We start from the raw sequence: 23,325 nt of genomic DNA on the forward strand, positions 1-23,325 counted from the left end.
GTAGCATGGAGCGGATGTCTGATACCCGTAACCTTCTGCGCACGCAGCAGTTTCCCGCCGTGCTCCTTCTGCTCGCCGCAGCGCTCGGCCTCCTGCTCGCGAACCTGCCCAGTCATGGACCGATCGCGGCGATTCTCGACGCGCATATTGCGATTCCGGGGACAGGCATCGACCTCTCGGTCGCACACTGGATCTCAGACGGACTGCTGGCGATCTTCTTCTTCGTCGTCGCGATCGAGCTGCAGTACGAACTCACCCGAGGAGAGCTCAACTCCTTCGGCAAGGCGCTGCAGCCCGCGATCGCTGCGGCAGGCGGCGTGCTCGTGCCGATCGCCATCTACCTCCTGATCGCCGGTGATGGAGCGACAGCATCCGGGTGGCCCATTCCTACCGCCACCGATATCGCCTTCGCGCTCGGGGTACTGGCGGTCTTCGGCAAGGGGCTGCCTGCCGCACTGCGGGTGTTCCTGCTCGCGCTCGCGATTCTCGACGACATCATCGGCATCGTCTTCATCGCCGTGCTCTTCGCGCACGATCTGAACTGGATCTTCCTCGTGCTCGCTGTCGTGGGCGTCGTCGCGTTCGGTGCCGTGTCGCGGATGCTGCCCGCGAAGCGCTCATGGCCCATCGTCGCCGTGATGATCATCCTCGGCGTTGTGGTGTGGGCGCTCGTGCTGCTCTCCGGCATCCACGCCACCATCGCAGGCGTCATGCTGGGACTGGCGATCGCGCAGGCACCGTCGATGCGCGCCCGTCATGTTCTCGAACCCTGGGTCAACGCGGCGATCCTGCCGATCTTCGCGTTCGCTGCGGCATTCGTCGTGATTCCGGCTGTGGCACCGGCGGAGCTGTCTCCGGCGTTCTTCGGCATCGCAGTGGCACTGCCGGTGGGCAAGATCATCGGCATCACGGCGTTCGGGTGGATCGCCATCAGAATCGGCTCCCGCGGAAAGCGCCCTGCGCTGGGACTCATGGACCTGGTCGCGGCAGGAACGCTCGGCGGCATCGGGTTCACCGTCTCGCTGCTGCTGGCGAACCTGGCGTTCGCCGCCGATCCCGGCGTGCGTGACCAGGCGATCCTCGGCGTGCTCGTCGGATCGCTGATATCGGTGGTGCTCGCGGGAATTCTCGTCTCTTCCCGTGCGGCGTGGCACCGTCGCGTGAACGCGGCGAGCTCGTGACGACCTGGAGGATACGATGACCGACTCTGACGCACTGCGCACCGCCGCCGAGACGATGCGCGCGGTGCGCGAGAGGTGCGTCTGGTCGCAGCAGATCACGCATCGTGATCTCGTGCCCTACCTGATCGAAGAGTCCCACGAGGTCATCGACGCGGTCGAGAGCGGTTCGCGCGCCGACCTGCGGGAGGAACTCGGTGACCTGCTGTGGCAGGTGTTGTTCCACGCGGCGATCGCCGCGCAGGATGCGGAGGATCCGTTCGACATCGATGATGTGGCCGAGACGCTGACCGAGAAGATGGTCCGCCGGCATCCGCATGTCTTCGGCGATGAGGTGGCGACGACTGCTGACGAGGTGCTCGTGCACTGGAACGCGGCGAAGGCGGCCGAAAAACGTGAGCGACGCAGCGTGCTCGACGGGGTTCCCGCGGGGATGCCGTCACTCGCACGTGCGCAGAAGGTGCTGGGCCGTGCGGCATCCGTGGGAGCAGGCGACGATGTGGCGCTCGCCGCGCACGATGCAGCCGAGGTCGGCGCCGCGCCGGAGTCGGAAGAAGAGCTTGGCGAACTGCTGCTGATGCTCACAGCCACCGCTCGTGCGAACGGATGGGATGCAGAGCGCGCGCTTCGCGAACGCGTGCGCGTGCTCGAGGACGAGGTCCGCGCGGCCGAGGCTCGCTGACCTGGAAAGATAGAGACGTGGCTACTGTGAACCCGCCGCGCGGCATGCGCGACATCCTCCCCGCCGATAAGGCTCGCCGTGAGCGCGTGCTCTCCGTCATCCGCGAGCGCTACCTCGCGCATGGATTCGACGAGATCGAGACGCCTGCCGTCGAGGAGTACGACCGGCTGCATGCGGGCATCGGCGGCGACAACGAGAAGCTCTCGTACAACATCCTTCGTCGTGGGCTGGATGCTGACGCCATCGCCGCAGGCGCTGAGGACCCCGCTGCCCTCAGCGACCTGGGCCTGCGCTACGACCTGACGGTGCCGCTCGCGCGTTTCTACGCCAGCAATCGTGGGCAGCTTCCCGGCGTGTTCCGTGCGATTCAGATCGGCCCGGTCTGGCGCGCAGAGCGCCCGCAGAAGGGCCGCTACCGCCAGTTCATGCAGTGCGATATCGACATCATGGGCGATGACACCTCCCGTGCCGAAGCCGAGCTGCTGGTGGCATCCCTTGATGCCCTCGACGCGCTCGGCCTCGCCGGTGCGACCGTGCGCATCAACGACCGTCGAGTGCTCGATTGGATGCTGGATTCCTTCGGCTTCGCGGCCGAAGAGCGCCCTGGCGTGCTGATCACGATCGACAAGCTCGACAAGATCGGGCCCGACGGCATCATTGCTGAGCTGCGCGAACGTGAAGTCACGGCATCCGCTGTCGATGCCTTCGACGCGTTCCTGCGTCGTCCGCAGACGATGGAGTACAACGCCTTTGGCGAGCGGCAGGTTCGCAAGGCGCTGCCGGAGAACGCGCCGGATGACATTGTCCAGCACCTCGTTGGTATCGGCGAGGCTGTTGCTGGTGGGCGCCCTTCGACCGCGGGGACCGTCGAAGAGATTCCGCTTGTCTTCGATCCCTTCCTCGTACGAGGGATGGGCTACTACACCGGCACGATCTTCGAGCTCGCGCACCCGTCGGTGTCGTACTCGCTGGGTGGTGGCGGGCGCTACGACGGCATGATCGGTCGGTTCCTCGGCCAGCAGGTGCCCGCGGTCGGCTTCTCACTCGGCTTCGAACGGCTCGTCGACCTCGTCGAGTTGGATGCGGATGCCGAGAGCCAGGCGGTCGTCCTTGTACACGACGCTGATGTGCCGGTTACTGAACTCGTCGCGCACAAGGCCGCGTTACTTCGCTCCCTGAGCGCGTCGAAGGGTCGCGTACGTCTCGAGCGCCGCGTGAAGAACTTCAAGGCGCTACTGGAGCGCTCGGCCGCCGATGGCTATACCGCTTTCGCGACGGTTTCCGCCGGTGTCGAGCCAGGGTCGCTCGAGCTCAAGCCGCTGTCGTAGCCTCTGCTCCCGCATCCGAGCTTCGCCGTCAATCGAACTTCGGTCGCAGTTCCTCAGGTATCGTGTCAAACGTGGCGGGCGTCATCTCCCAACGTGCCGCATCGGTGTCCTCGAAAGTGACCTCATACTGGCCTTTATCTCGCTCGAGTTGCACGAGCAACTTGATCGGAAGCGGGCTACCTGGCTCGAAGTAGCTGTCCGTGTAGGCCTTGACCGCGGACCGGATCTCGTAGGGCGACGCGGTCACCCCCGTATCCTTTCCGTCAGCCGAGTAGGCGAACCCGTACACGCCATTGACCTTCTCAGCATCGAACTCGAGAACCATGGCCAGCGACGACGTAGGTCTTCCAGACGCCACCGCCGCGCTCGAGCACGACGGCATCCGCGTGCAGATCCCCGACGCCGTCGAGGGCGGGCGTATCGAGATTTTCGGTACGCACGACGTCCCAAAGCTCGGTTGGCGGACGCCGGTGGCCAGGCGGTCGTCCTCGTGCACGATGCTGATGTGCCGATTGCTGGACCCGTCGCGCAGCGTTCCGCAGCCGACGGCTACACCGCGTTCGCGACGGTTTCTGCCAGCACCGAGCCTGGAAGGCTGGAGCAGAGCCGCTGTCTTAGCCTCCGCCAGGCGCCTCAGCATCGACTCGGTTGGTGTAGAGGTCGATGACCTCAGACCACGACCAGCGCACATCGATGCCTCGTACAGGCTTTACGGCCCGACGTTCGGAGACCCAGCTGGCAGGCACGACGTGCAATGCGAGCGACATCGTCCCTTCGTCTTCGGACCCTGCCCACACCAGCGCGATCCCAACGGTCTCGGAGTACGTCCAGCAATCCGCCCGGGTGGCCCCGGCTACGCGGAGCGCGGCGTTGTACGAACCGATGCTGTCATCCCGGCGTTCTTCGAGTTCGAGCACGCGCCAGTTCCCGGCCCAATGCATGCCTGCACTCTGCATATTCGATGCGAACTTGGCGATTTGCCCAGCCTCGGCGTACGCGTTGTATTCGCTCGAGGGGATACCTTGCCACGCGAGCGGCAAGATCCTGACCGGCCCCCGGACAAGAATCGGGGTATCCGCTGAGAGCCAACCGTCGTGCCCCGCGTCGAATACGGCTGGAGGCAACCCGGTATCTCGTTGTATGAACGCACGCCCTTCGTACGGCAGAAGTCCGCCCGCTCGCAAAGATGCGGGACCGAATGCGACAGCCGCGTCCCTGTGCAGGTCCATGTCGAAACTCACTCGTCGTTCCTCGTATCCACTCGGGTGAACTCGACCACATCGGCCCAGGACCAGCTGAGATCTGCCCCGATCTTCTGCTTCAACTTCCCGCGACCCCGGGAGTCCCTTACCCAATCGATCGGAACCACCTGTACGGCCGTCAGCGTCTTAGGTGCCGGGAGCGGCTCTCCATAGACGACACAGACCATCGCGGTGTTGCCGAAGCGCCACCAGCAGGCGTCTCTCGCTCCGTTGCGCCTCAGCTCCGTTGCGTAGCCGCTCTTGCCTGTTTCAGGATCAAGATCGACCCAGATCGGGGACCCATGGCGGTGCCCGCAGTCGACGCGGATGTGAGTCGTGATTTCGGTGGCTCGCTTCTGGAGGCTTGGCCACTGTGCGTCATCCCCGTCGATCAGCGCAGGTTCCCACGAAAGGGGCACGATCCATGCATCGCCTCGGGCGAAGAGAGGTATGCCATCCGCGAGCCACTGATCATGGCGGACTTTCGTCGTCGACAAATCAGCGATTCGAATCTCGAGAGAGGTGATCACCCTGCCCGCGCCGTCAGGAAGCGTTGCCCCGGTGCGCATCGAGCGCGGCGCGAAATCCACCGAACGTCTGCTTCCCGCGTGGTCGGGCAGCGCCGCGCCGGTACGACGAGCTTCTGCAATCTGACGCAGCTTGCGCAGGACGGCCCAGAGCGCGGCCGTCTCGTCGTTGAACGTTCGCATTGTGTGCGTGATGATCGCGGACTGATCATCGGTGAGATGTGTTCTCCACACCCCGCCGCCGCGCTCCAGCACCACGGCATCCATATACAGATCACCGACGCCGTAGAGGACCGGTGTGTCGAGGTGCTCGGTGCGCACGACGTGCATGAGCTCGTCTACGTCCATCGTTCACCCCCAGGATCGATTCCATCGTACAAAGCAGACTGGATACCGACGCACCGTCGAGGCGTTGCTGCAATCGCTGTCAAAGGCGCGGACGCAGTTCCTCACGGATCTCGCTGTAGTTCTCTGCGGTCACTTTCCATCGTGTCGCATCGAGGTCCTCGACCGTTACTGCGTGCTCGCCCTTCTTTCGGTCGAACTGCAGGAGAAGCTTCACGGGCAGTCGTTCGCCCGGCGCGCAGCGACTCTCGATGTAGGTGTTCACGAGAGGGCGGATCGCGGAAGGACGTGACGCCACGGCGAGGATCTCACCGCTCGGCGAGTACGCGTAGCCGTACGTGCCGGTGAATCGGTCGCCATCGAAAGAGATCACCATGGCGAGCGAGTCCCAGTCGTCTCCGGCACCGCTCAGGTGCTCGACCAGGCCTTCGATCAGGGCTGCGATGGCATCATCGTTCTGCACGGCGCTCCACTCTCCATGGGCTCCCATCGTAACGACGTGTGAGCTGGCAGGACTCTCGCCTGCGGCGATGATCCGCAGGCGCCGTCTACGCCGACGAGCTACCGGTCTGAGAGCGCGCGACCTTGAGACGCAGCATCCGGTACGCCACGCCCACGAGGACGACTCCGGTTCCGATGAGCGTTGCCACGACGGGCAGAGTGTTCACCAGCACCAGGCAGCCGAGCGCGCCGAAGACCTGAAGCGCGCGCGGATAACGGCGCACATCTGCCTTCTGGCGGAACGCGGAGGCGTTCGCGATCAGGTAGTAGAGCAGCACGCCGAACGATGAGAAGCCGATCGCGTTGCGCAGATCGGCGAACAGCAGGATGACGATGACGACGAGACCGATTGCGATCTCGGCGCGGTGCGGAACCTGCCAGCGAGGATGCACGGCCGCGAGCCATGGCGGCAGGTCGGATTCGCGCGCCATCGCGAGGGTCGTGCGCCCGATTCCGGTCATCAGCGCGAGCAGCGCGCCGAGGGATGCTGTGGCGGCAGCGACTCGTACGACAGGTGCGAGCGCAGACCACCCGGCTGCGCTGACGACATCGGCCAGTGGCGCAGTGCTGGTCGCGGCATCCGCCCCCAGCGTCTGCATCACGACGACGGCGATGAGTGCGTAGACGATGATCGCTCCGGAGAGAGCGAACACGATCGCGCGCGGGATGTTGCGGGCGGGGTCTGTGACCTCTTCGCCCATCGTGGCGATGCGCGCGTAGCCGGCGAAGGCGAAGAACAGCAGCCCCGCCCCCTGCAGCACGCCGTAGGCGGTGAGGTCGGGCAGAGGAGTGGGATCTGCCGTCGGCGTTGCGGCGAACCCCGCGGCCACGACGACCGCGAGTCCCAGCAGCGAGACGATGACGAGGATGCGGGTGAGCAGCGCTGTGCGCGTGACACCGAAGCAGTTCACCGTGACGAGGGCGGCGACGGCGAGGATCGCGACCGGCAGCTGCCAGCCCTCGGGGGCGGCGTACGCCGCGAACGTCAACGCCATCGCGGCGCAGCTGGCGATCTTGCCGATGACGAAGCACCAGCCGGCGATGAATCCCCACCACGGGCCGATCTCGGCGCGGGCGTAGGAGTACGTGCCGCCCGAAACCGGGTGCACGGCGGCGAGCTGGGCAGACGAGGTGGCATTGCAGAACGCCACCACAGCGGCGATGGCCAGCGCGATGAGGAGACCGGAACCGGCGGCGTCGAGCGCTGGTCCCCACACCGAGAAGACCCCGGCGCCGACCATAGAGCCAAGACCGATGGCGACGGCATCTGTGAGGGTCAGGCGACGGGCGAGCTGCATCCTGTCATCGTGTCACCTGCGGGTGAACTTCAGGTGTCGCGAGCGACGGTCACACGCTTCTTCTCACGGATGTAGACCTCCCGGCGCACCTTCGCCACCACGTCTCCGTTGCGGTCGGTGATCTCGGTCTCGAACCATTCGAGCACCTTTGCGCCGCCGTGCGCGCGTTCGCGGATCTCAGCGATCCGCTCCTTCGAGACGTGGAAGTGCGCGGTCAGCACGCCACGTCCCGGCTTGATGAGGTCGATCTCACCACGGGTGTCCCAGACCACGTAGTCACGTCCGAGCTGGTGCATGACGAGCATGAAGTAGTACGGGTCGGTCATCGCTGACATCGAGCCGCCGAACGCGGTCTTCACATAGTTGCGCGTGAACACGTTGACATGCAGCTCGACGCTCGCTCGCGTCCAGTCGTCGCTGAAGCGCCGAACGCGGATGCCGCTGAAGAAGTTCGGGGCCCACAGGCTCATTCCGATAGCGAGGCGGCGGGGAGTGATCTTCATGTCCTCAGTGTGGCCGACCGAAAGAGGTCAGCAAGAATTGATGTGAGTGTTGCCACAGTTGTTCTAGTTGTCATAGAATTACAGCGATAACTCAGGAGGTGCAGGATGCTCATCAGAATCGATGCCGAGAGCAATCGGCCGCTGTTCGAGCAGGTCGCGTCCTCGGTGCGCGGCGACATCCTCACCGGACGCATCGGCCCGGGGGACCGGCTGCCGACGGCGCGTGAGGTGGCTGATGCGCTCGAGATCAACCTGCACACCGTCCTCCGCGCTTACCAGCAGTTGCGTGACGAGGGCCTGATCGATCTGCGCCGTGGCCGCGGCGCGGTGGTCTCCGCTTCTGCCGCGCCCCTCGCCGATCTCGCCGGCGACGTCGCTGATCTCGTCCGCCGCGCCGCGTCCCTCGGGATCTCATCTACAACTCTTGCCTCTCTCGTGAAGGACACAGCTCATGAAAGATGACGTCCGGCGGTCGCGCACCGCATTTGTCTGGGTTGGTGTGATCGTCCCGTTGGCGATCATCCTCATCACCACCGTCATAGTCGCGACATGGCTGCCGGAGCTGCCTGACCCGATCGCTATTCACTGGGGCTCTGAGGGCGTCGACGGCTACGGGCCGAAGTGGATGGCGATCGTGCTTCCGCTCGGTGTCGGTGGTGGTTTGGTGGCGTTCATGACGCTGATCGGGGTGTCAGGGCACCGCATGCCGCAGAGCAGCACGAAGTCACAGGTACAGCCGTGGGGGTCCACGTCGCGATTCCTCGGCGGAATGAACCTGGGGCTCGCCCTGCTCTTCGCGTTCATCTCACTTGTCATGACTGGGGTGCAACGCGGGATCACCGACGCGGCACAGGCGCCTGACATCGCAGGCGCGGTCTGGATCGCGTTCGGGCTGCTCGTCGTCGGTGCAGCGGTCGGATGGTTCCTGCAGCCGCGCTCGCCTGAGCCCACTGGTGACGCGGGGGCGGCGGGAGAAGACATCGAGCTCGGTGAGACGGAGCGCGCAGCCTGGTTCGGTACCGCCGCGATGGCGCGCCCCGGCATCATCACCTTGATCGTGGCAGTCCTCCTGCTGATCATCACGACCGCATGGGTATTCGGCGCCGATCCCGGCACGGGATGGATCATGGCCACGGTCACGCTGTTGGTGGTCCTGCTGGTCGTCGTCACGCTCGTCTTCCGCGTCAGGGTGAACGCTGAGGGACTTCGAGTGCGCTCGATCGCAGGGTGGCCGCGGTGGAACATCCCCGCGGCAGACATCAGCGATGTGCGGGTCGTATCGGTCAATCCGATGGGAGAGTTCGGCGGGTGGGGTCTGCGCATCGCCGTCGACGGCCGGATGGGCATCGTGCTGCGCACCGGGGAGGGCCTCCAGGTCACTCGGCACAGCGGTCGACGATTCGTCATCACCATCGACGATGCCGCCACCGCGGCATCCGTCCTCAACAGTGCTGCCAAGGGAGCGCAATCATGACCCGCATCCGCCCGTTCGCCACCATCGCGTTCATTGTCCTCGCCTGCGGGCTGGCCTGGCTCGTCGCCCTTCCGCTGTGGATGGATGGCGGGCTCGCGAATCCGCTCACGGGGATCCTGATCCCGATCATGATGTACACGCCGGCGGTCGCCGTGCTGATCGTCATGCTCGCTCTGCGTCCGGTGCCGAAAGGCGAGCGCCTGAGATTTCTGGGCATCTGGCCGCTGCGTCCGGCGAAGCGCGTCGTGTGGATGATGGTGCTCGGCCTGTTCGCTCCCATCGTGCTGACGATGGCGACTGTGGCCGTTGCGGCGCTGTGCGGATGGGTGCAGCTCGACCTGGTGCACTTCTCGGCGTTCGCCGAGCAGATCGAGGCGAGCCTTCCTGCAGGAGTGCCCGCACCGCCGGCCATCATCGTGATCCTCTCGCAGCTCATGCTGATCCCCGTCGCCGGAGCCACGATCAACTCGGCTCTCGCCTTCGGTGAAGAGATCGGCTGGCGTGGTTTCCTCGTTCCGGCGCTGCGTCCGCTGGGAACGTGGCCTGCGCTGCTGATCAGCGGTGCCGTGTGGGGACTGTGGCACTCGCCCGTCATCCTGCTCGGCTACAACTTCGGCCGCCTCGACATCACCGGCGTGCTGTTCATGACGGGCGGATGCATCGCCTGGGGCGTACTGCTCGGATGGCTGCGCCTGCGTTCGGCGTCGGTGTGGCCGGCGGTATTCGCGCACGGCGCGATGAATGCTTCCGGTGGACTGATCGGGCTGCTGTACCTTTCCGGGACCACGTTCGATCCCGCGCTGGCGGGATTGCTCGGAGTATCCGGCTGGATCGTATGCGCGATCGTGGCGGTTGTGCTGGCGCTGACCGGGCAGTTCCGTCATCAGCCCGAGCTGGACGGTGCAGTGGGTCGCGTGCTCTCCGCACCGCGCATTGGAGCGCAGCACACGGGCGCTTGACGTGGCGAGCACCGCGGGGTTGGGTGGAGCCATGGCCGAATCGACTCCCGCGAACTGGCGCCGCACAGACGAGTTCCTCTCTGAGCTGCTGGTCGGCCACGACGCGGCGCTCGCCGCCGCGCTCGCTGCGCAGGAAGCCGCCGGGATGCCGGCGATCGAGGTGGCACCGGTCAGCGGCAAGCTGCTCGGCCTCCTCGCCCGCATCAGCGGCGCTCGCCGTGTGCTCGAGGTCGGCACGCTCGGTGGATATTCGACGATCTGGCTCGCGCGCGCCGTCGGCGATGACGGTGAGGTCGTCTCGATCGAAGCCGAGCCAGCGAATGCCGCAGTGGCACGAGCGAGCATCGATGCGGCCGGGGTGGGGGATCGGGTCGCCATCCGCATCGGGCGCGCGGCGGAGGTGCTGCCCACGCTCGAAGGCTCAGAGCCCTTCGACCTGGTATTCATCGATGCGGATAAGCAGTCGAACACGATCTACCTCGACTGGGCGGCCCGGCTCGGCAGACAGGGCACCGTCATCGTGCTCGACAACATCGGGCGAGACGGCGAGATCGTCAATGACGCGACGACCGATCCGATGGTGATCGGCACGCGTGACGCATTGCGGATGCTGGCGGAGGACCCGCGCTTCGACGCGACGGCTCTCCAGACCGTGGGAATCAAAGGCTGGGACGGCTTCGCGCTCGCCCTCGTGATCTGAACATGTGGCGGGTGAGCGCCGCCAGCTAGACTGACCACGGATCGACGACGCTCCACACCCACCTTTCTCTCTGATCAAGGAGCACATACGTGGCACTCATCGAGGCTGTAGGCGCACGCGAGATTCTGGATTCCCGTGGCAACCCGACCGTCGAGGTGGAGGTGCTCCTCGATGATGGGATCGTCCAGCGGGCAGCTGTTCCCTCCGGCGCATCCACTGGCGCGTTCGAAGCGTACGAGCTCCGCGACGGTGACAAGTCCCGCTACGGCGGCAAGGGCGTCCTCAAGGCTGTCGAAGCGATCATCGACGAGCTCGGCCCTGCGATCGAGGGTGTCGAGGCGAGCGAGCAGCGCATCGTCGACGAGATCCTGAACGAGACCGACGGCACCGAGAACAAGAAGCGCACCGGCGCCAACGCGATCCTCGGCGTGAGCCTCGCGGTCGCCAAGGCTGCCGCAGACAGCGCAGACCTGCCGCTGTACCGCTACCTCGGCGGACCCAACGCGCACGTCCTGCCCGTTCCGCTGTTCAACGTCATCAACGGTGGCGAGCACGCCGACAACGGCATCGACATGCAGGAGTTCTTCCTCGCACCCATCGGCGCCGACACATACTCAGAGTCGCTGCGCTGGGGCGTCGAGACCTACCACGTGCTCCGCGGCGAGCTGAAGGCTGCGGGCTACGCCACGGGCCTCGGCGACGAGGGCGGCTTCGCGCCCGACCTGCCCAGCAACCGCGAGGGACTGGACTTCCTCGTCAAGGCCATCGAGAAGGCCGGCTTCACCCCGGGCAAGGACATCGCCCTCGGCCTCGATGTCGCCGCAACCGAGTTCTTCAAGGACGGCGTCTACCGCCTCGAGAACAAGGACTGGTCGGCTGACGAGCTCATCTCGTACTACGAGGGCCTCGTGAACGACTTCCCGATCGTCACGATCGAGGACGCGCTCGCCGAGGACGACTGGGATGCCTGGAAGTCACTCACCGACGCACTCGGCTCGAAGGTGCAGCTCGTCGGTGACGACCTGTTCGTCACGAACCCGCAGCGCCTGGCAGACGGCATCAAGCGCGGTGTCGCCAACTCGCTCCTGGTGAAGGTCAACCAGATCGGCACCCTCACCGAGACGTTCGACGCTGTCAGCCTCGCTCAGCGCTCCGGATACACCGCGATGCTCTCGCACCGCTCGGGTGAGACCGAAGACACCACGATCGCCGACCTCGCCGTTGCGACGAACGCCGGCCAGATCAAGACGGGTGCACCGGCGCGCAGCGAGCGTGTTGCGAAGTACAACCAGCTGCTGCGCATCGAAGAAGACCTCGCAGACGCCGCGGTCTTCGCCGGCCGCTCGGCGTTCCCGCGTTTCCAGGCCTGAGCGCGTAAAGCGATCGACTGAACGCAGCACAGCACACAGCTGAGAGACGACAGAGAGGGGAGTCATGACGAAACGTCCGGCTCCCCTTTCTGCTCCCTCGGCACAGGCCACCCCTCGTGCGCAGGCTCGTCCGCGCGTGCAGAACGCCCAGGTCGACGTGCGGGAGTGGGCCTCCGGCATCCGTCTTTCGGGATTCATGGTCATCATGCTCTCGCTGGTCATCCTCGGCGCGTGGGTGCTCGTGCCCACGCTCGGCACCTACATCGATCAACGTCAGAAGATCGCGGCGCTGGAGGCTTCGGTGCAGGTGAGTGCCGCAGAGATCAAGGCGCTCGAACAGCAGCAGACGCGCTGGGAAGACCCCGCGTTCATCACCACGCAGGCGCGCGAGCGTCTGTACTACGTCAAGCCCGGCGAGGTCGTCTACCTCGTCGACAACGACCTCGACCCCGCCTCTCTGCCAAAGGAGCAAGCCCCGGTCAGCGGTGATCTCGTGGAGACGCCGGCCGACTGGATGCCGCAACTGCTGCGGACCGTCGTCGGAGCAGGTCTGGCGCAGAACGCAGCCCCCGGCCCTGCGGAGTGATTTCGGGAGATTCCACAGGCGGGACCCGTAGGCTGATGGGGTGACGACACCGCCATTCGCCCCGCCCACCTCCGCTGAAATCGACGTGGTCTCCGCACAGCTCGGCCGCCAGGCGCGCGGTGTCGTCGGTATCGCCGCACGGTGTGTCTGCGGCAACCCGACGGTGGTTGCGACAAGCCCTCGTCTGGGCGACGGCTCTCCGTTCCCCACGTTCTATTACCTCACTCATCCCGCGGCAACCGCGGCCATGTCGACGCTCGAAGCGAATCAGCTCATGCCTGAGCTGGCAGCCACGCTCGAGGATGAAACAGTCGCCGCTGCCTACCTGGCAGCGCACGAGGCGTTTCTTGCGGACCGCGCTCAGTTCGGTGACGTCGAGGAGATCGCGGGCATCTCCGCCGGAGGCATGCCCACCCGGGTGAAATGCCTGCATGCGCTGGCCGGGCACGCTCTCGCGGCAGGCCCCGGAGTGAACCCGATCGGCGACGCTGCGCTCGAGCGTTCGAGCTGGTCGCCGCAGCGCTGCCAGTGCGAAGACCCGGGCGCTGCGACGCGATGAAGCTGAAGACGATGCTGCGGGGAGCTGTCGCTGGCGCGGCGGTTGCAGCATCCGTCTTGCTCGTCGGTGCGACCGCCACCCCAACACCCGCGCCCACCCCGACGCCGGTGCCGGTGCCGATCCCGGACAACCCGTCTGATCCGGTACGCGCACTCGAGTACTGGCTCGACAGTGCCCAGATCCGCGAGGCGTGGCAGACGACGCGCGGCGAGGGTGCCACGATCGCCATCATCGACACCGGAATCGGCAAGGCTCCCACCGCCTTCGACAACGCCGTGACAGCAGGCACCGACGTCTCCGGCAGCGGTACGCCCGATGGCCGCTCTCCTGTCGGCGCTGTCGATGGCGATCACGGTTCGTGGGTTGCCTCTCTCGCGGCCGCGCGGGGAAAGAGCGACGGCACCGGAATGATCGGTGTCGCCCCCGAAGCCAAGCTGCTCTCGGTATCGATCGGCTTCGGCGCCGCCGCAGCAGTGCCGTTCGTCGACCAGGTCGCCGAGGGCATCCGCTGGGCCGTCGATCACGGCGCCGACATCATCAACATGTCCTTCACGACCAACACTCTCGACTGGGACAAGAGCTGGGATGAGGCGTTCCTTTACGCCTATGAGCATGACGTCGTCGTCATCGTCGCCGCGGGAAACCGGGGCAGTGGCACCTCAGTCGTCGGCGCGCCGGCGACGATCCCAGGGGTACTCACCGTCGGCGGCGTCAACCAGACGGGAACAGCGAGCGTCGAGGCATCCACCCAGGGCATCACGATCGGAATCTCCGCACCCAGCGAAGGACTTCTCGGCATCTCGGCCGACGGTCAGCTGAGTGCCTGGCGCGGTACAAGCGGTGCGGCGCCGATTGTGGCGGGAGTGGCGGCGCTCGTGCGCTCGGCTCACCCTGACCTGGATGCGGCGAACGTCATCAACCGCATCATCCGCACCGCGACTCCGGTTCCTGGGGTGACCGCGGTCCCCGACAAGCTCTACGGCTATGGTCTGCTGAACGCGGCAGCTGCGGTCTCCGCATCCGTTCCTCTTGTCGATGAGAATCCGATGGGCGACCTCGCTGAATGGGTGCGGCTGTACCGCCGTGCTGATGTGGAGCCCGCGCCGGAGCCGGAGTTCACGCCGATCGAGGTCGCTCCGCTTCCCGCCGCAGATGCGCCGACCACTCCCGGTTCGCCGCTGCTTCCCAGCGCAGAAACGTTGCGCTTCGGGACGCTTCCGCTCATAGCACTCACAGTCCCTGGTATTCTTGTCGGGCTAGGCGTCACCGCAGCGGCCCGGCGCATCCGATCGGCGCGCAAGCAACGCACGCCAGCAGCCTGACGAGGAGTTGTCCTTCTGTGCCTGAGAACAGAACTGTGCCCAAGATTCTGATCGTCGGTGGTGGCTACGCGGGCTTCTACACTGCGTGGAAGCTCGAGAAGCACCTCCGCAAGGGCGAAGCTGAAGTGACGATGGTCGATCCCTTGCCCTATATGGCGTACCTGCCCTTCCTTCCGGAGGTTGCTGCCGGATCGATCGAACCGCGTCACGCCGTGGTCTCGACCCGCCGCCACCTGAAGCGCACGAACGTGGTTGCCGCGAAGGTGACCAAGATCGATCACGCGAACAAGGTCGCCACGATCACCCCGGCAGAGGGCGAGTCGTACGAATACGCCTACGACCAGATCGTCGTCACCGCTGGCTCGGTGTCGCGCACCTTCCCGATCCCGGGCATCGCTGACAACGCGATCGGCATGAAGTCGATCGAAGAGGCCGTCTGGGTCCGCGACAAGCTCCTGTCGAACTTCGACAAGGCCGCAGCCCTTCCGGCCGGGCCCGAGCGCGAGCGTCTGCTCACCGTCGTCGTCGTCGGCGGTGGCTTCGCGGGCATCGAGACCTTCGCCGAGCTGCGCTCCTTCGCTTCTGCGCTGCTCAAGCGCTACCCGGAGCTCACGTTCGAAGAGACGCACTTCCACCTCGTCGAGGCCATGGGGCGCATCATGCCCGAGGTCTCGCTCAAGACCAGCGAGTGGGTCCTCAAGGACCTCGCCAAGCGCGGCGCGAACGTTCACCTCGACACTCAGGTCACCGGTGCTGTCGGCGGTAACGTCGAGCTGTCGACGGGTGAGGTCATCCCCAGCGACATCATCGTCTGGACTGCAGGCGTCATGGCCAACCCGCAGGTCGTCCGCGCGGGTGACCTTCCCATCGAAGAGCGCGGTCGCATTCGCGCCGAGGCCACGCTGCGCGTCATCGACGCCGACGCGAACGTCGTCGAGGGCGCCTGGACCGCAGGTGACGTCTCGGCTGTTCCCGACCTCACCGGTGGGGGCGTCGGCGGCTTCTGCGTTCCGAACGCACAGCATGCGGTTCGCCAGGCCAAGCGCCTTGCCAAGAACCTCGTTGCGGTTCTGCGTGGCGAAGAGCCCGTGAACTACGTGCACAAGAACCTCGGTGCCGTTGCTGGCCTGGGCCTGGGCACCGGTGTCTTCCAGTCCGGAAAGTTCGCCCTCAAGGGTTTCCTCGCCTGGGTCGCGCACCGCGGCTACCACGGTCTGGCCATGCCGACGTGGGAGCGCAAGTGGCGCGTGCTGTGGGGCTGGTGGAACAACCTGTGGCTCGACCGCGACATCGTGAACCTCGAGAAGGTCCAGCAGCCGCACGCGTTCTTCCAGGAGTTCGCCGCACGTCCTCGCCCGGCAGCGGATGCTGCTCCGGCAAAGCCTGCCGCGGAGAAGCCTGCCGCGGAGAAGCCTGCTGCGGAGAAGCCCGCTGCTGCCAAGAAGGCTCCTGCCAAGAAGGCTCCCGCGAAGAAGGCTCCGGCCAAGCAGGCTGCGTCGTAATCACGATCTGACCGCGCATGCGGGATGCTTTTCGTCGCTTGTGGGACTCCACAAGAAGCGAAAAGCATCCCGCATGTTTCGTATGGCGAAATGAGCGCAGTGGTGCCCCCACTGGGACTCGAACCCAGACTGAAGCGATTTTAAGTCGCCTGCCTCTGCCATTGGGCTATGGGGGCCTGACACTCTCAGCCTAGCCGTGCGTCCCCGCGCGTCGAGGCATAAGGTGGGGGAGTGATCGACCTCACCGCGCCTCCGACGTCCCCTGCCGATCGCACGTGGGAGCAACCTGCGCACTGGTGGCCGCGGCTGACAGAGGCCACCGCTCATCTTCCCGCACCCGTGGGGATCATCGATCTCGATGCCCTGCGCCACAACGCCATGGATCTCCTCGTGCGCGCGGGCGGAATCCCGATCCGAGTCGCCTCAAAATCAGTGCGGGTGCGCGCGGTGCTTGATGCGGTGCTGCAGATCCCCGGGTATCACGGCATCCTGTCGTACGCTCTCGCCGAAGCGCTCTGGCTCTCCGAGACGCATGACGACATCATGCTCGGTTATCCCACCGTCGACCGCGCGAACCTCGAGCGTCTCGTGCACGATGAGCGGGCGGCATCCCGCATCACCCTGATGGTCGACGACGTCGCGCACCTCGATTTCATCGACAGCATCGCCGCTCCCGGCCAGCGAGAGACTATTCGTGTCGCGATCGATGCGGATGCTTCGTGGCGCTCCGCTGCCCTCGGTCACATCGGCGTGCGTCGCTCACCGCTGTTCACCGCGGGTGATGTCGCACGGTTCGCCCGTGTCGTCACGAACCGTCCGGGGTTCCGACTCGTCGGTCTGCAGATGTATGAGGCACAGATCGCCGGCCAAGGAGACAACGGATCGGATGCTCCGGTGATCCGCGCTGTGCAGGCGCGCTCCCGCGCCGAATTGCGCTCACGTCGGGCCGAGATCGCCGATGTCCTCACCGATATCGCCTCGTTGGAGTTCCTCAACGGCGGCGGCACCGGCTCTCTGGAATTCACCGCAAGCGATGAATCCGTCACAGAGGCCTCGGCGGGCAGCGGTCTGCTCGGGGGACACCTGTTCGACGGATACCGGTCGTTCCACCCCGCGCCGGCCAGTGCGTTCGCCTTCGACGTGGTCCGCCGCCCCGCGAGCGACATCGCGACGGTGCTCGGCGGCGGTTGGATCGCGTCCGGCCCGCCGGTGGCATCCCGCCAGCCGAAGGCCGTGTGGCCTGAAGGTTTGCGCCCGATGCCACGCGAGGCGGCCGGTGAGGTGCAGACCCCGCTTCAGGGTCGTGCCGCCGCTGGTCTCGCCATCGGGGACCGCGTCTGGTTCCGGCACTCGAAGAGCGGCGAACCCGCTGAGCACATCGATGCGTACCACCTCGTCTCCGGTACGCAGATCATCGATGAGCTCCCCACTTATCGCGGCGAGGGAAAGGCGTTCCTGTGACTCGTCCCGGCGGCACCTGGCAGAACTGGGGACGCTCGGCCAAGGTGAAGCCGGCACGGGTTGAGCGTCCGCGAAGCCCAGAAGGCGTTCAGCGTGCGGTGGTTGCGGCAGCCTCTCACGGCCTTCCGATCAAGGCCGTCGGCGCCGGCCACAGCTTCACCGGAATCGCGGTCGCGCCCGGCGTTCTGCTCGAACTCGACGACATGCAAGGGGTCGTATCCGTCGACGCAGCGCGCGCACGCGTGACTCTGCTCGCCGGAACGCGGCTGCATCGCATTCCACGCCTTCTGGCGCGCTACGGGCTTGCGATGCAGAACCTCGGCGACATCGATCGGCAATCCATCTCAGGGGCGATCTCCACCGGCACGCATGGCACCGGCGCCGGATTCGGCGGATTGTCTACGCAGGTCGTCGGTGTGACGCTGATCACCGCGGCGGGGGAGTTCCTCCGTGTGAACGAAGAAGAGAACTCCGAACTGCTGCCTGCCGTGGCCTTGGGGCTCGGGGCGCTGGGCATCCTCGTTGAGGTCACGTTGCAGTGTGTGCCGGCTTTCATCCTGCACGCGATCGATGAGCCGACGCCGCTCGATGAGGTGCTCGAGACGCTTGACGAGCGCGTCGCAGCATCCGATCATTTCGAGTTCTATTGGTTCCCGCACACGGATGTCGCACTCACGAAGCGTCAGACCCGTCTGCCAGAATCTACACCGCGACGGCCGCTGCCGAAGGCCGGCAGATGGATCGACGAGACACTCCTCTCCAACGGCGTCTACCGCGCCGTGTGCGCCGCAGGCCAAGTGGTGCCGGTGATCACCCCGCCGTTCAACAGGCTCGCGGTGAAGCTCACCGGTGACCGTGAGTACACCGACCGCTCGCACACCGTGCTGACCCAGAGTCGCACTGTGCGGTTCCGTGAGATGGAGTACGCGCTCCCCGCCGAGAACGTGGTCCCCGCGTTCCACGCGATCCAGAAGCTCATTCGCGAACGTGGATGGAAGATCGAGTTCCCGGTCGAAGTGCGCTTCGCGGCATCCGACGATCTCTGGCTCTCCACGGCGCACGGGCGAGCCAGTGGGTACATCGCGGTGCACCGATACTGGCGCGCCGCCCCGACCGCCTATTTCGAAGCAGTCGAGAGCATCTGCCTCGAGCATGGTGGGCGACCCCACTGGGGAAAGCTGCACACGCTCACCGCCGATCAGTTGCGTGGGCGCTACCCGAGGTTCGATGATTTTCTCGCGCTGCGCGACAAGATGGATCCCGAGAGGCGGTTCGCCAACCGCCACCTCGATCGGGTTCTCGGCGCGTGAGTTCGGGGCCAGACGCCCAGTGCGCTTGCAGACAGCGTCGATAGTATGAAGAAAATACGCTTCAAGGGGGGTTGCCTGAGATGGAATGGCTCATTCCGGTTCTGATCGTCGTCGCGGTGCTCGTGCTGATCGGCATCTACCTATGGGCGACGTACAACTCCCTTGTGCAGCTCAACGTCCGTGTTGATGAAGCGTGGAGCGGAATCACCGTTCAGCTCAAGCGGCGTGCGGATCTCATCCCCAACCTCATCGAGACGGTGAAGGGCTACGCCGCGCATGAGAAGGCCGTGTTCGAGAACGTCACTCGCGCCAGGGCCGAGACACTCTCTGCCACTAGTCCGGGCGAGGCGGGCATCGCCGAGGGGCACCTGCAGCAGGCGCTGAAGAGCCTGTTCGCGGTCGCAGAGGCCTATCCACAGCTGCAGGCGAGTCAGAACTTCCTCCAGGTACAGCACGCCCTGGTCGACACCGAAGACAAGATCCAGGCCGCTCGCCGCTTCTACAACGGTGGCGTGCGCGAGCTCAACACGAAGATCAAGGTCTTCCCGAACAACCTCTTCGCGCGCGGCCTCGGCTTCACCGAGCGTGAGTTCTTCGAGGTGGCTGACAGTGCTGCGATCTCTGAGCCGCCGCGCGTGCAGTTCTGAGCGAGCAGACGCCTATTCGCGCTCGTGCGCGTGGCGCAGCACGCGTCCATGACTGAAGGCGAGCCCGCCCGCTACGGCTTCGGCAGCATCGCCCCAGCGGGAGACAGAGATGTTCTCCAGACCCTGCCAGGATGCCGCCAGCGCAAGCTCCTGCGCGATGCTCTCGGCGTCTTCGGCGCGTGATTGCGGCTCCCACCAGGCCGACTGCACCTGAAGAGTCGACGAGGCTCGATCGGCTTTAAGATCGATGCGCGCGACGATGCGGTCGCCAACGAGAACGGGCAGCGAGTAGTAGCCGTAACGGCGCTTGGCGGCCGGTACGTAGATCTCGATCCGGTAGTCGAGCTCGAAGGCGCGCAGCGCGCGTTCTCTGAACCACACCACGGGGTCGAACGGCGTGAGGATGGCCGCGGCATCCACACGGCGAGGGAGCGCCGCATCACGGTGCATCCACGCCTCGACAGGGCGGCCTGCGCGCTCCCATCCGCGCACCTGAACAGGGCGCAGTTCACCGTCGTCGACGAGTTCGTCGATGGCGGATCGGACCGCCGCGCGGTCGCGGATCCGGTAGTAGTCGGCAAGATCTGCAGCCGTTGCGACCCCATGCGACCGAGCGGCACGGCCCACGAGCTCACGGATCGCCTCTTTGCGCGGCACGTCGCGATCGCGCACCTCGGCGGGGATGACCTGCTCTGCGAGAGCATAGACCCGCTCGAACCCTCGGCGACCGCTGATGGCGACGTCGCCGGTGCGCCACAGGTGTTCGAGCGCGAGCTTGACCTCATCCCAGTCCCACCAGGTGCCGCGCTCTCGCGGCGCATCGGCGCGCAACTCGGCGGGTCGCAGTGGCCCGCGAGTACGCAGCTCGTCCTGCACCCACGCGAGGGTGCGAGCGTTCTGACTCGTCCACGAATCGGGCGAGTCCCAGCGACGGCGGAAGTCCTCCATGCGGAATCGCCACAGTGCCCAATCGTCGACGGGGACGAAGGTCGCCTCGTGCGCGAGGTACTCCACGTAGTGCGTCGTGCGCGACATGAAGACGCGGTCGAGCAGCGCGGGGTCGTAGGAGCCGAGGCGCGAGAACAGCGGCAGGTAGTGGCTGCGGGCGAAGACGTTGACCGAATCGATCTGCAGCACGCCCAGGCGCTCCATCGTGCGGTGCACATGACGCGCTGACACGGTGGCCTCTGGACGGCGACGGGTGAAGCCTTGAGCGGCGAGAGCGATACGGCGTGCCTGCGAAGCACTGAGATTCTCCGGCATCCGGTCAGCGTATCGTCCGTCTCAGACATCGACGGCGACGTCACAGCAGACATCATGCCGCAACTAGACTTGCCGCATGACGGATGAGCAACGCCCTCGCAAGCGTGATCTTCTGTGGGGTCGCATGCCCACCGATCGGACGATCTCGACCGAGGCTGACAACAGTGTGCCATTCTCGTTGCGTGTGGGCGCGAGCTACGCCTGGCGGCTGCTGCTCATCGCTGCGGCTGCGGGTGTGATCATCTGGCTCGTCATTCTGCTCAAGCTCCTGGTCATTCCGCTGCTGGTGGGCATCCTCATCACGGCACTGCTCTGGCCGGCATTCGAGTGGATGCTGCGCCACCGCGTACCGCGCTGGCTCGCGATCGTCGTCTCACTCCTGAGTACGATCGCGATCGTCGTGGGCTTGATGTGGCTGGTCGGCTGGCAGGTCTCACGCGAGTGGCCGGAAGTTCAGGCACGGACCGTGACCGCCGTCGAGGGGCTGCGCGCCTACCTCATCGACGGGCCGCTCCATCTGACCGATTCGCAGATCCAGGACTACCTCGACCAGGGCTTCGAGCTCATCCAGCAGCAGGCGCAGCTCCTGTGGTCGGGGGCTCTGGCGATCGGCACGACGGCGGGGCACGTCGTCATCGGCGCGCTGCTGACGGTGTTCATCCTGATCTGCCTGCTCGCCGATGGCGGCGGGATCTGGCGCTGGACGACCAAGCTCTTCCCCAAGGCCGCCCGCCCGGCAGTCGACGCTTCCGCCCGCAGCGGATGGCGCACCGTCGTCAACTACGCCAAGACTCAGCTGCTCGTGGCGACGATCGACTCGATCGGCATCGGCCTCGGCGCGTTCCTTCTCGGTGTTCCGCTGCCCATCCCGGTCGCTGTGCTGGTGTTCCTCGGTGCGTTCGTCCCCATCGTCGGTGCCGTCACCACCGGCACCGTCGCCGTCTTCCTCGCGCTGGTCTACAACGACCCGTGGAATGCGCTGTGGATGCTGGTCGTGGTGATCGGCGTTCAGCAGATCGAGGGGCATATTCTGCAGCCGATCCTGATGGGCTCGGCAGTCAAGGTTCACCCGCTGGCCGTTGTGCTCGTGGTGGCCGGAGGATCGATGATCGCCGGCATCCCGGGTGCGCTCTTCGCTGTGCCGCTGGCCGCGTTCGTGAACGTGGTCGCGGTCAGCCTCAGCAGCGGTTCGTGGAAAACCGGCGCCAGACCGCCCGGTGATCTGATCTGGAGTACAGTGCCGCGCGAGCGGAGACGGAGGAGCACATGAGCGCAGTCCCCACCCTGGCCGAGTTCGAAGAAGCCGCACGGGGGCTGGAGCGCGTGATCTCGCACACTCCGACATTGCCCTCCCGAGCGCTCTCCGACATTCTCGGGTCGCCCGTCGTGCTGAAGATGGAGAATCTTCAGCGCACCGGTTCGTTCAAGATCCGTGGTGCCGGGTACCGGCTCTCGCAGCTCACTCCCGAGGAGCGCTCGCACGGTGTGGTGGCGGCATCGGCCGGAAACCACGCGCAGGGTGTGGCGCTGGCGGCACAGGCACTGGGGATTCCCGCGACGGTCTTCATGCCGCTGGGTGTTCCCGTTCCCAAGCTCCTCGCCACGCGCGGCTATGGTGCGGAGGTCGTGCTCGAGGGGGAAACGGTGTCCACGGCGCTGCGGCTCGCCGCCGAGTACGCTGAGCGCACCGGCGCGATCATGATCCACCCCTACGACCACCGCGACATCGTGATCGGTCAGGGAACCCTCGGCCTTGAACTGATCGAGGATGCTCCAGACATCGACACGATCATCATGGGCATCGGCGGCGGCGGACTCATCGCCGGCGTGGCGGCGGCGGCCAAGGCAGCGGCAGCGAAGCTCGGACGAACGATTCGCGTGATCGGTGTGCAGGCCGAGAACTCGGCAGCCGTGCCGCCATCTCTTGCCGTCGGACACCCGATCGAGATCGAGACGCGTCCGACGATCGCAGACGGCATCCTCGTCGCAAAGCCGGGGGTCGTGCCGTTCGAGATCATCAAGGACCTCGTCGATGAGGTCGTCACGGTGAGCGACGACGACATCGCGCGAGCGATCCTCATCCTGCTCGAGCAGGCGAAGGTTGTGGCCGAGCCCGCTGGAGCGGTGGCAGTCGCCGCGATTCTTGCCGGCAAGATCGCTGACACGGGCAACACGATGGCAGTGCTCACGGGGGGCAACATCGACCCGCTGCTGCTCCAGCGTGTGGTCGCTCATGGCCTGGCAGCATCCGGCCGCTATCTCACGATCCGCATTCCGCTTCCTGACCGCCCGGGGCAGCTCGCGCGCGTCTCCGAGCTCGTCGCTGAAGCCGGCGCGAACGTCATGGAGGTGATGCACACGCGGCACGGGCAGGGCTTGCAGATCAGCCAGGTCAGCCTGCAGCTGAGCATCGAGACCCGCGGCGCAGAGCACACCGAGCTGACGCTCGACACTCTCCGCCGTGCCGGTTACGACCCGATCGTCGTGCCCGACTAGCCTCGCGCTCGCTCGCAAACCTGCAAAACCACGCCGAGACCACGTCATGGCGACGCGGTCTCGGCGTGGTTTT

The 23,325-nt window shown here is 65.9% G+C and carries 25 protein-coding genes and 1 tRNA gene; 17 read left to right on the forward strand and 9 right to left on the reverse strand.

Going from position 1 to position 23,325, the window contains the following annotated elements; all coding sequences use genetic code 11:
• Positions 1 to 14 precede the first annotated feature (14 nt).
• Genes nhaA through ACTU6V_RS07190 form a run of 3 tightly spaced genes read left to right on the forward strand, consistent with a single transcriptional unit; the run spans position 15 to position 3,188 of the window.
• Positions 15 to 1,181, forward strand: a complete 1,167-nt coding sequence (nhaA, locus tag ACTU6V_RS07180) for a Na+/H+ antiporter NhaA (RefSeq protein WP_443475313.1) — start codon at positions 15 to 17, stop codon at positions 1,179 to 1,181.
• Between the two features lie 16 nt (positions 1,182 to 1,197).
• On the forward strand, positions 1,198 to 1,860 hold the full coding sequence (locus ACTU6V_RS07185; RefSeq protein ID WP_443467255.1) for a nucleoside triphosphate pyrophosphohydrolase: 663 nt from the start codon (positions 1,198 to 1,200) through the stop codon (positions 1,858 to 1,860).
• A 44-nt stretch (positions 1,861 to 1,904) separates the two neighbouring features.
• Positions 1,905 to 3,188 carry a histidine--tRNA ligase gene (locus ACTU6V_RS07190; RefSeq protein WP_443467892.1) on the forward strand — a complete coding sequence of 428 codons (1,284 nt, stop codon included), beginning with the start codon at positions 1,905 to 1,907 and terminating at the stop codon, positions 3,186 to 3,188.
• A 28-nt stretch (positions 3,189 to 3,216) separates the two neighbouring features.
• On the opposite strand, the gene ACTU6V_RS07195 is transcribed toward ACTU6V_RS07190, so the two are convergent.
• The 7 genes from ACTU6V_RS07195 to ACTU6V_RS07225 form a co-directional block, all read right to left on the reverse strand.
• The gene (locus ACTU6V_RS07195; RefSeq protein ID WP_443467254.1) at positions 3,217 to 3,513 is read right to left on the reverse strand and encodes a hypothetical protein; all 297 of its coding nucleotides are present in this window, start codon (positions 3,511 to 3,513) and stop codon (positions 3,217 to 3,219) included.
• Positions 3,491 to 3,628, reverse strand: coding sequence for a hypothetical protein (locus tag ACTU6V_RS07200; RefSeq protein WP_443467253.1), 138 nt, complete (start codon positions 3,626 to 3,628; stop codon positions 3,491 to 3,493). The genes ACTU6V_RS07195 and ACTU6V_RS07200 overlap by 23 nt, the downstream gene beginning before the upstream one ends.
• Positions 3,629 to 3,802: 174 nt before the next feature.
• Positions 3,803 to 4,129 carry a hypothetical protein gene (locus ACTU6V_RS07205; protein WP_443467252.1) on the reverse strand — a complete coding sequence of 109 codons (327 nt, stop codon included), beginning with the start codon at positions 4,127 to 4,129 and terminating at the stop codon, positions 3,803 to 3,805.
• Positions 4,130 to 4,425: 296 nt separating this feature from the next.
• A complete protein-coding gene (locus ACTU6V_RS07210) occupies positions 4,426 to 5,304 on the reverse strand; it encodes a hypothetical protein (protein ID WP_443467251.1) in 879 nt (292 codons plus the stop codon).
• Positions 5,305 to 5,383: 79 nt separating this feature from the next.
• Positions 5,384 to 5,764 carry a hypothetical protein gene (locus tag ACTU6V_RS07215; RefSeq protein WP_443467250.1) on the reverse strand — a complete coding sequence of 127 codons (381 nt, stop codon included), beginning with the start codon at positions 5,762 to 5,764 and terminating at the stop codon, positions 5,384 to 5,386.
• Positions 5,765 to 5,849: 85 nt separating this feature from the next.
• Complete coding sequence (locus ACTU6V_RS07220) at positions 5,850 to 7,100, reverse strand: APC family permease (protein WP_443467249.1); 1,251 nt, start codon at positions 7,098 to 7,100, stop codon at positions 5,850 to 5,852.
• Between the two features lie 29 nt (positions 7,101 to 7,129).
• The gene (locus tag ACTU6V_RS07225; RefSeq protein ID WP_443467248.1) at positions 7,130 to 7,603 is read right to left on the reverse strand and encodes a DUF4442 domain-containing protein; all 474 of its coding nucleotides are present in this window, start codon (positions 7,601 to 7,603) and stop codon (positions 7,130 to 7,132) included.
• A 105-nt stretch (positions 7,604 to 7,708) separates the two neighbouring features.
• Here ACTU6V_RS07225 and ACTU6V_RS07230 point away from each other — a divergent pair, with 105 nt between their 5' ends.
• The 9 genes from ACTU6V_RS07230 to ACTU6V_RS07270 all read left to right on the forward strand — a co-directional run bounded on the left by ACTU6V_RS07230 (position 7,709) and on the right by ACTU6V_RS07270 (position 16,075).
• Positions 7,709 to 8,065, forward strand: a complete 357-nt coding sequence (locus ACTU6V_RS07230; protein WP_443467247.1) for a GntR family transcriptional regulator — start codon at positions 7,709 to 7,711, stop codon at positions 8,063 to 8,065.
• The gene (locus tag ACTU6V_RS07235) at positions 8,055 to 9,077 is read left to right on the forward strand and encodes a DUF1648 domain-containing protein (protein ID WP_443475314.1); all 1,023 of its coding nucleotides are present in this window, start codon (positions 8,055 to 8,057) and stop codon (positions 9,075 to 9,077) included. Before ACTU6V_RS07230 ends, ACTU6V_RS07235 begins: the two co-directional genes overlap by 11 nt.
• Positions 9,074 to 10,036, forward strand: coding sequence for a CPBP family intramembrane glutamic endopeptidase (locus ACTU6V_RS07240; protein WP_443475315.1), 963 nt, complete (start codon positions 9,074 to 9,076; stop codon positions 10,034 to 10,036). The genes ACTU6V_RS07235 and ACTU6V_RS07240 overlap by 4 nt, the downstream gene beginning before the upstream one ends.
• Positions 10,037 to 10,067: 31 nt before the next feature.
• Positions 10,068 to 10,736, forward strand: coding sequence for an O-methyltransferase (locus ACTU6V_RS07245; protein WP_443467244.1), 669 nt, complete (start codon positions 10,068 to 10,070; stop codon positions 10,734 to 10,736).
• An 89-nt stretch (positions 10,737 to 10,825) separates the two neighbouring features.
• Positions 10,826 to 12,106, forward strand: coding sequence for a phosphopyruvate hydratase (gene eno / locus ACTU6V_RS07250; RefSeq protein ID WP_443467243.1), 1,281 nt, complete (start codon positions 10,826 to 10,828; stop codon positions 12,104 to 12,106).
• Between the two features lie 64 nt (positions 12,107 to 12,170).
• Positions 12,171 to 12,692 (forward strand): FtsB family cell division protein, encoded by a 522-nt coding sequence (locus tag ACTU6V_RS07255; RefSeq protein ID WP_443467242.1) that lies wholly within the window; start codon positions 12,171 to 12,173, stop codon positions 12,690 to 12,692.
• Positions 12,693 to 12,732: 40 nt separating this feature from the next.
• Entirely contained in the window at positions 12,733 to 13,251 is a 519-nt protein-coding gene (locus ACTU6V_RS07260) for a DUF501 domain-containing protein (RefSeq protein ID WP_443467241.1), read from the forward strand.
• Positions 13,248 to 14,573 carry a S8 family peptidase gene (locus ACTU6V_RS07265; protein ID WP_443467240.1) on the forward strand — a complete coding sequence of 442 codons (1,326 nt, stop codon included), beginning with the start codon at positions 13,248 to 13,250 and terminating at the stop codon, positions 14,571 to 14,573. The genes ACTU6V_RS07260 and ACTU6V_RS07265 overlap by 4 nt, the downstream gene beginning before the upstream one ends.
• A 35-nt stretch (positions 14,574 to 14,608) precedes the next feature.
• Positions 14,609 to 16,075 (forward strand): NAD(P)/FAD-dependent oxidoreductase, encoded by a 1,467-nt coding sequence (locus ACTU6V_RS07270; RefSeq protein ID WP_443467239.1) that lies wholly within the window; start codon positions 14,609 to 14,611, stop codon positions 16,073 to 16,075.
• 100 nt (positions 16,076 to 16,175) lie between these two features.
• On the opposite strand, the gene ACTU6V_RS07275 is transcribed toward ACTU6V_RS07270, so the two are convergent.
• Positions 16,176 to 16,251 (reverse strand) — tRNA-Leu (locus tag ACTU6V_RS07275).
• A gap of 58 nt (positions 16,252 to 16,309) precedes the next feature.
• Between ACTU6V_RS07275 and ACTU6V_RS07280 the strand changes: the two genes are divergently transcribed.
• The 3 genes from ACTU6V_RS07280 to ACTU6V_RS07290 all read left to right on the forward strand — a co-directional run bounded on the left by ACTU6V_RS07280 (position 16,310) and on the right by ACTU6V_RS07290 (position 19,493).
• Positions 16,310 to 17,536, forward strand: a complete 1,227-nt coding sequence (locus ACTU6V_RS07280; protein WP_443467891.1) for a type III PLP-dependent enzyme domain-containing protein — start codon at positions 16,310 to 16,312, stop codon at positions 17,534 to 17,536.
• The gene (locus ACTU6V_RS07285; protein WP_443467238.1) at positions 17,533 to 18,846 is read left to right on the forward strand and encodes a D-arabinono-1,4-lactone oxidase; all 1,314 of its coding nucleotides are present in this window, start codon (positions 17,533 to 17,535) and stop codon (positions 18,844 to 18,846) included. The genes ACTU6V_RS07280 and ACTU6V_RS07285 overlap by 4 nt, the downstream gene beginning before the upstream one ends.
• Positions 18,847 to 18,926: 80 nt before the next feature.
• Entirely contained in the window at positions 18,927 to 19,493 is a 567-nt protein-coding gene (locus ACTU6V_RS07290; protein ID WP_417508576.1) for a LemA family protein, read from the forward strand.
• Between the two features lie 12 nt (positions 19,494 to 19,505).
• On the opposite strand, the gene ACTU6V_RS07295 is transcribed toward ACTU6V_RS07290, so the two are convergent.
• On the reverse strand, positions 19,506 to 20,756 hold the full coding sequence (locus tag ACTU6V_RS07295; RefSeq protein ID WP_443475316.1) for a winged helix-turn-helix domain-containing protein: 1,251 nt from the start codon (positions 20,754 to 20,756) through the stop codon (positions 19,506 to 19,508).
• A gap of 76 nt (positions 20,757 to 20,832) precedes the next feature.
• On the opposite strand from ACTU6V_RS07295, the gene ACTU6V_RS07300 reads away from it, so the two are divergent.
• Both ACTU6V_RS07300 and ilvA read left to right on the forward strand, forming a co-directional pair.
• On the forward strand, positions 20,833 to 22,026 hold the full coding sequence (locus ACTU6V_RS07300) for an AI-2E family transporter (RefSeq protein WP_443467236.1): 1,194 nt from the start codon (positions 20,833 to 20,835) through the stop codon (positions 22,024 to 22,026).
• On the forward strand, positions 22,023 to 23,252 hold the full coding sequence (gene ilvA, locus ACTU6V_RS07305; RefSeq protein ID WP_443467235.1) for a threonine ammonia-lyase: 1,230 nt from the start codon (positions 22,023 to 22,025) through the stop codon (positions 23,250 to 23,252). Before ACTU6V_RS07300 ends, ilvA begins: the two co-directional genes overlap by 4 nt.
• The last annotated feature ends 73 nt before the right edge of the window (positions 23,253 to 23,325 follow it).

It is taken from the genome of Microbacterium zouquanmingi (assembly GCF_052266675.1).
GTDB lineage: Bacteria > Actinomycetota > Actinomycetes > Actinomycetales > Microbacteriaceae > Microbacterium.

Coding starts and splice junctions, on each gene's coding strand:
- nhaA (WP_443475313.1), top strand. CDS start 15: ATGTCTGATACCCGTAACCTTCTGCGCACGCAGCAGTTTCCCGCCGTG.
- ACTU6V_RS07185 (WP_443467255.1), top strand. CDS start 1,198: ATGACCGACTCTGACGCACTGCGCACCGCCGCCGAGACGATGCGCGCG.
- ACTU6V_RS07190 (WP_443467892.1), top strand. CDS start 1,905: ATGCGCGACATCCTCCCCGCCGATAAGGCTCGCCGTGAGCGCGTGCTC.
- ACTU6V_RS07195 (WP_443467254.1), bottom strand. CDS start 3,513: ATGGTTCTCGAGTTCGATGCTGAGAAGGTCAATGGCGTGTACGGGTTC.
- ACTU6V_RS07205 (WP_443467252.1), bottom strand. CDS start 4,129: ATGCATTGGGCCGGGAACTGGCGCGTGCTCGAACTCGAAGAACGCCGG.
- ACTU6V_RS07210 (WP_443467251.1), bottom strand. CDS start 5,304: ATGGACGTAGACGAGCTCATGCACGTCGTGCGCACCGAGCACCTCGAC.
- ACTU6V_RS07220 (WP_443467249.1), bottom strand. CDS start 7,100: ATGCAGCTCGCCCGTCGCCTGACCCTCACAGATGCCGTCGCCATCGGT.
- ACTU6V_RS07225 (WP_443467248.1), bottom strand. CDS start 7,603: ATGAAGATCACTCCCCGCCGCCTCGCTATCGGAATGAGCCTGTGGGCC.
- ACTU6V_RS07230 (WP_443467247.1), top strand. CDS start 7,709: ATGCTCATCAGAATCGATGCCGAGAGCAATCGGCCGCTGTTCGAGCAG.
- ACTU6V_RS07235 (WP_443475314.1), top strand. CDS start 8,055: ATGAAAGATGACGTCCGGCGGTCGCGCACCGCATTTGTCTGGGTTGGT.
- ACTU6V_RS07240 (WP_443475315.1), top strand. CDS start 9,074: ATGACCCGCATCCGCCCGTTCGCCACCATCGCGTTCATTGTCCTCGCC.
- ACTU6V_RS07245 (WP_443467244.1), top strand. CDS start 10,068: ATGGCCGAATCGACTCCCGCGAACTGGCGCCGCACAGACGAGTTCCTC.
- ACTU6V_RS07255 (WP_443467242.1), top strand. CDS start 12,171: ATGACGAAACGTCCGGCTCCCCTTTCTGCTCCCTCGGCACAGGCCACC.
- ACTU6V_RS07265 (WP_443467240.1), top strand. CDS start 13,248: ATGAAGCTGAAGACGATGCTGCGGGGAGCTGTCGCTGGCGCGGCGGTT.
- ACTU6V_RS07290 (WP_417508576.1), top strand. CDS start 18,927: ATGGAATGGCTCATTCCGGTTCTGATCGTCGTCGCGGTGCTCGTGCTG.
- ACTU6V_RS07295 (WP_443475316.1), bottom strand. CDS start 20,756: ATGCCGGAGAATCTCAGTGCTTCGCAGGCACGCCGTATCGCTCTCGCC.
- ACTU6V_RS07300 (WP_443467236.1), top strand. CDS start 20,833: ATGACGGATGAGCAACGCCCTCGCAAGCGTGATCTTCTGTGGGGTCGC.
- ilvA (WP_443467235.1), top strand. CDS start 22,023: ATGAGCGCAGTCCCCACCCTGGCCGAGTTCGAAGAAGCCGCACGGGGG.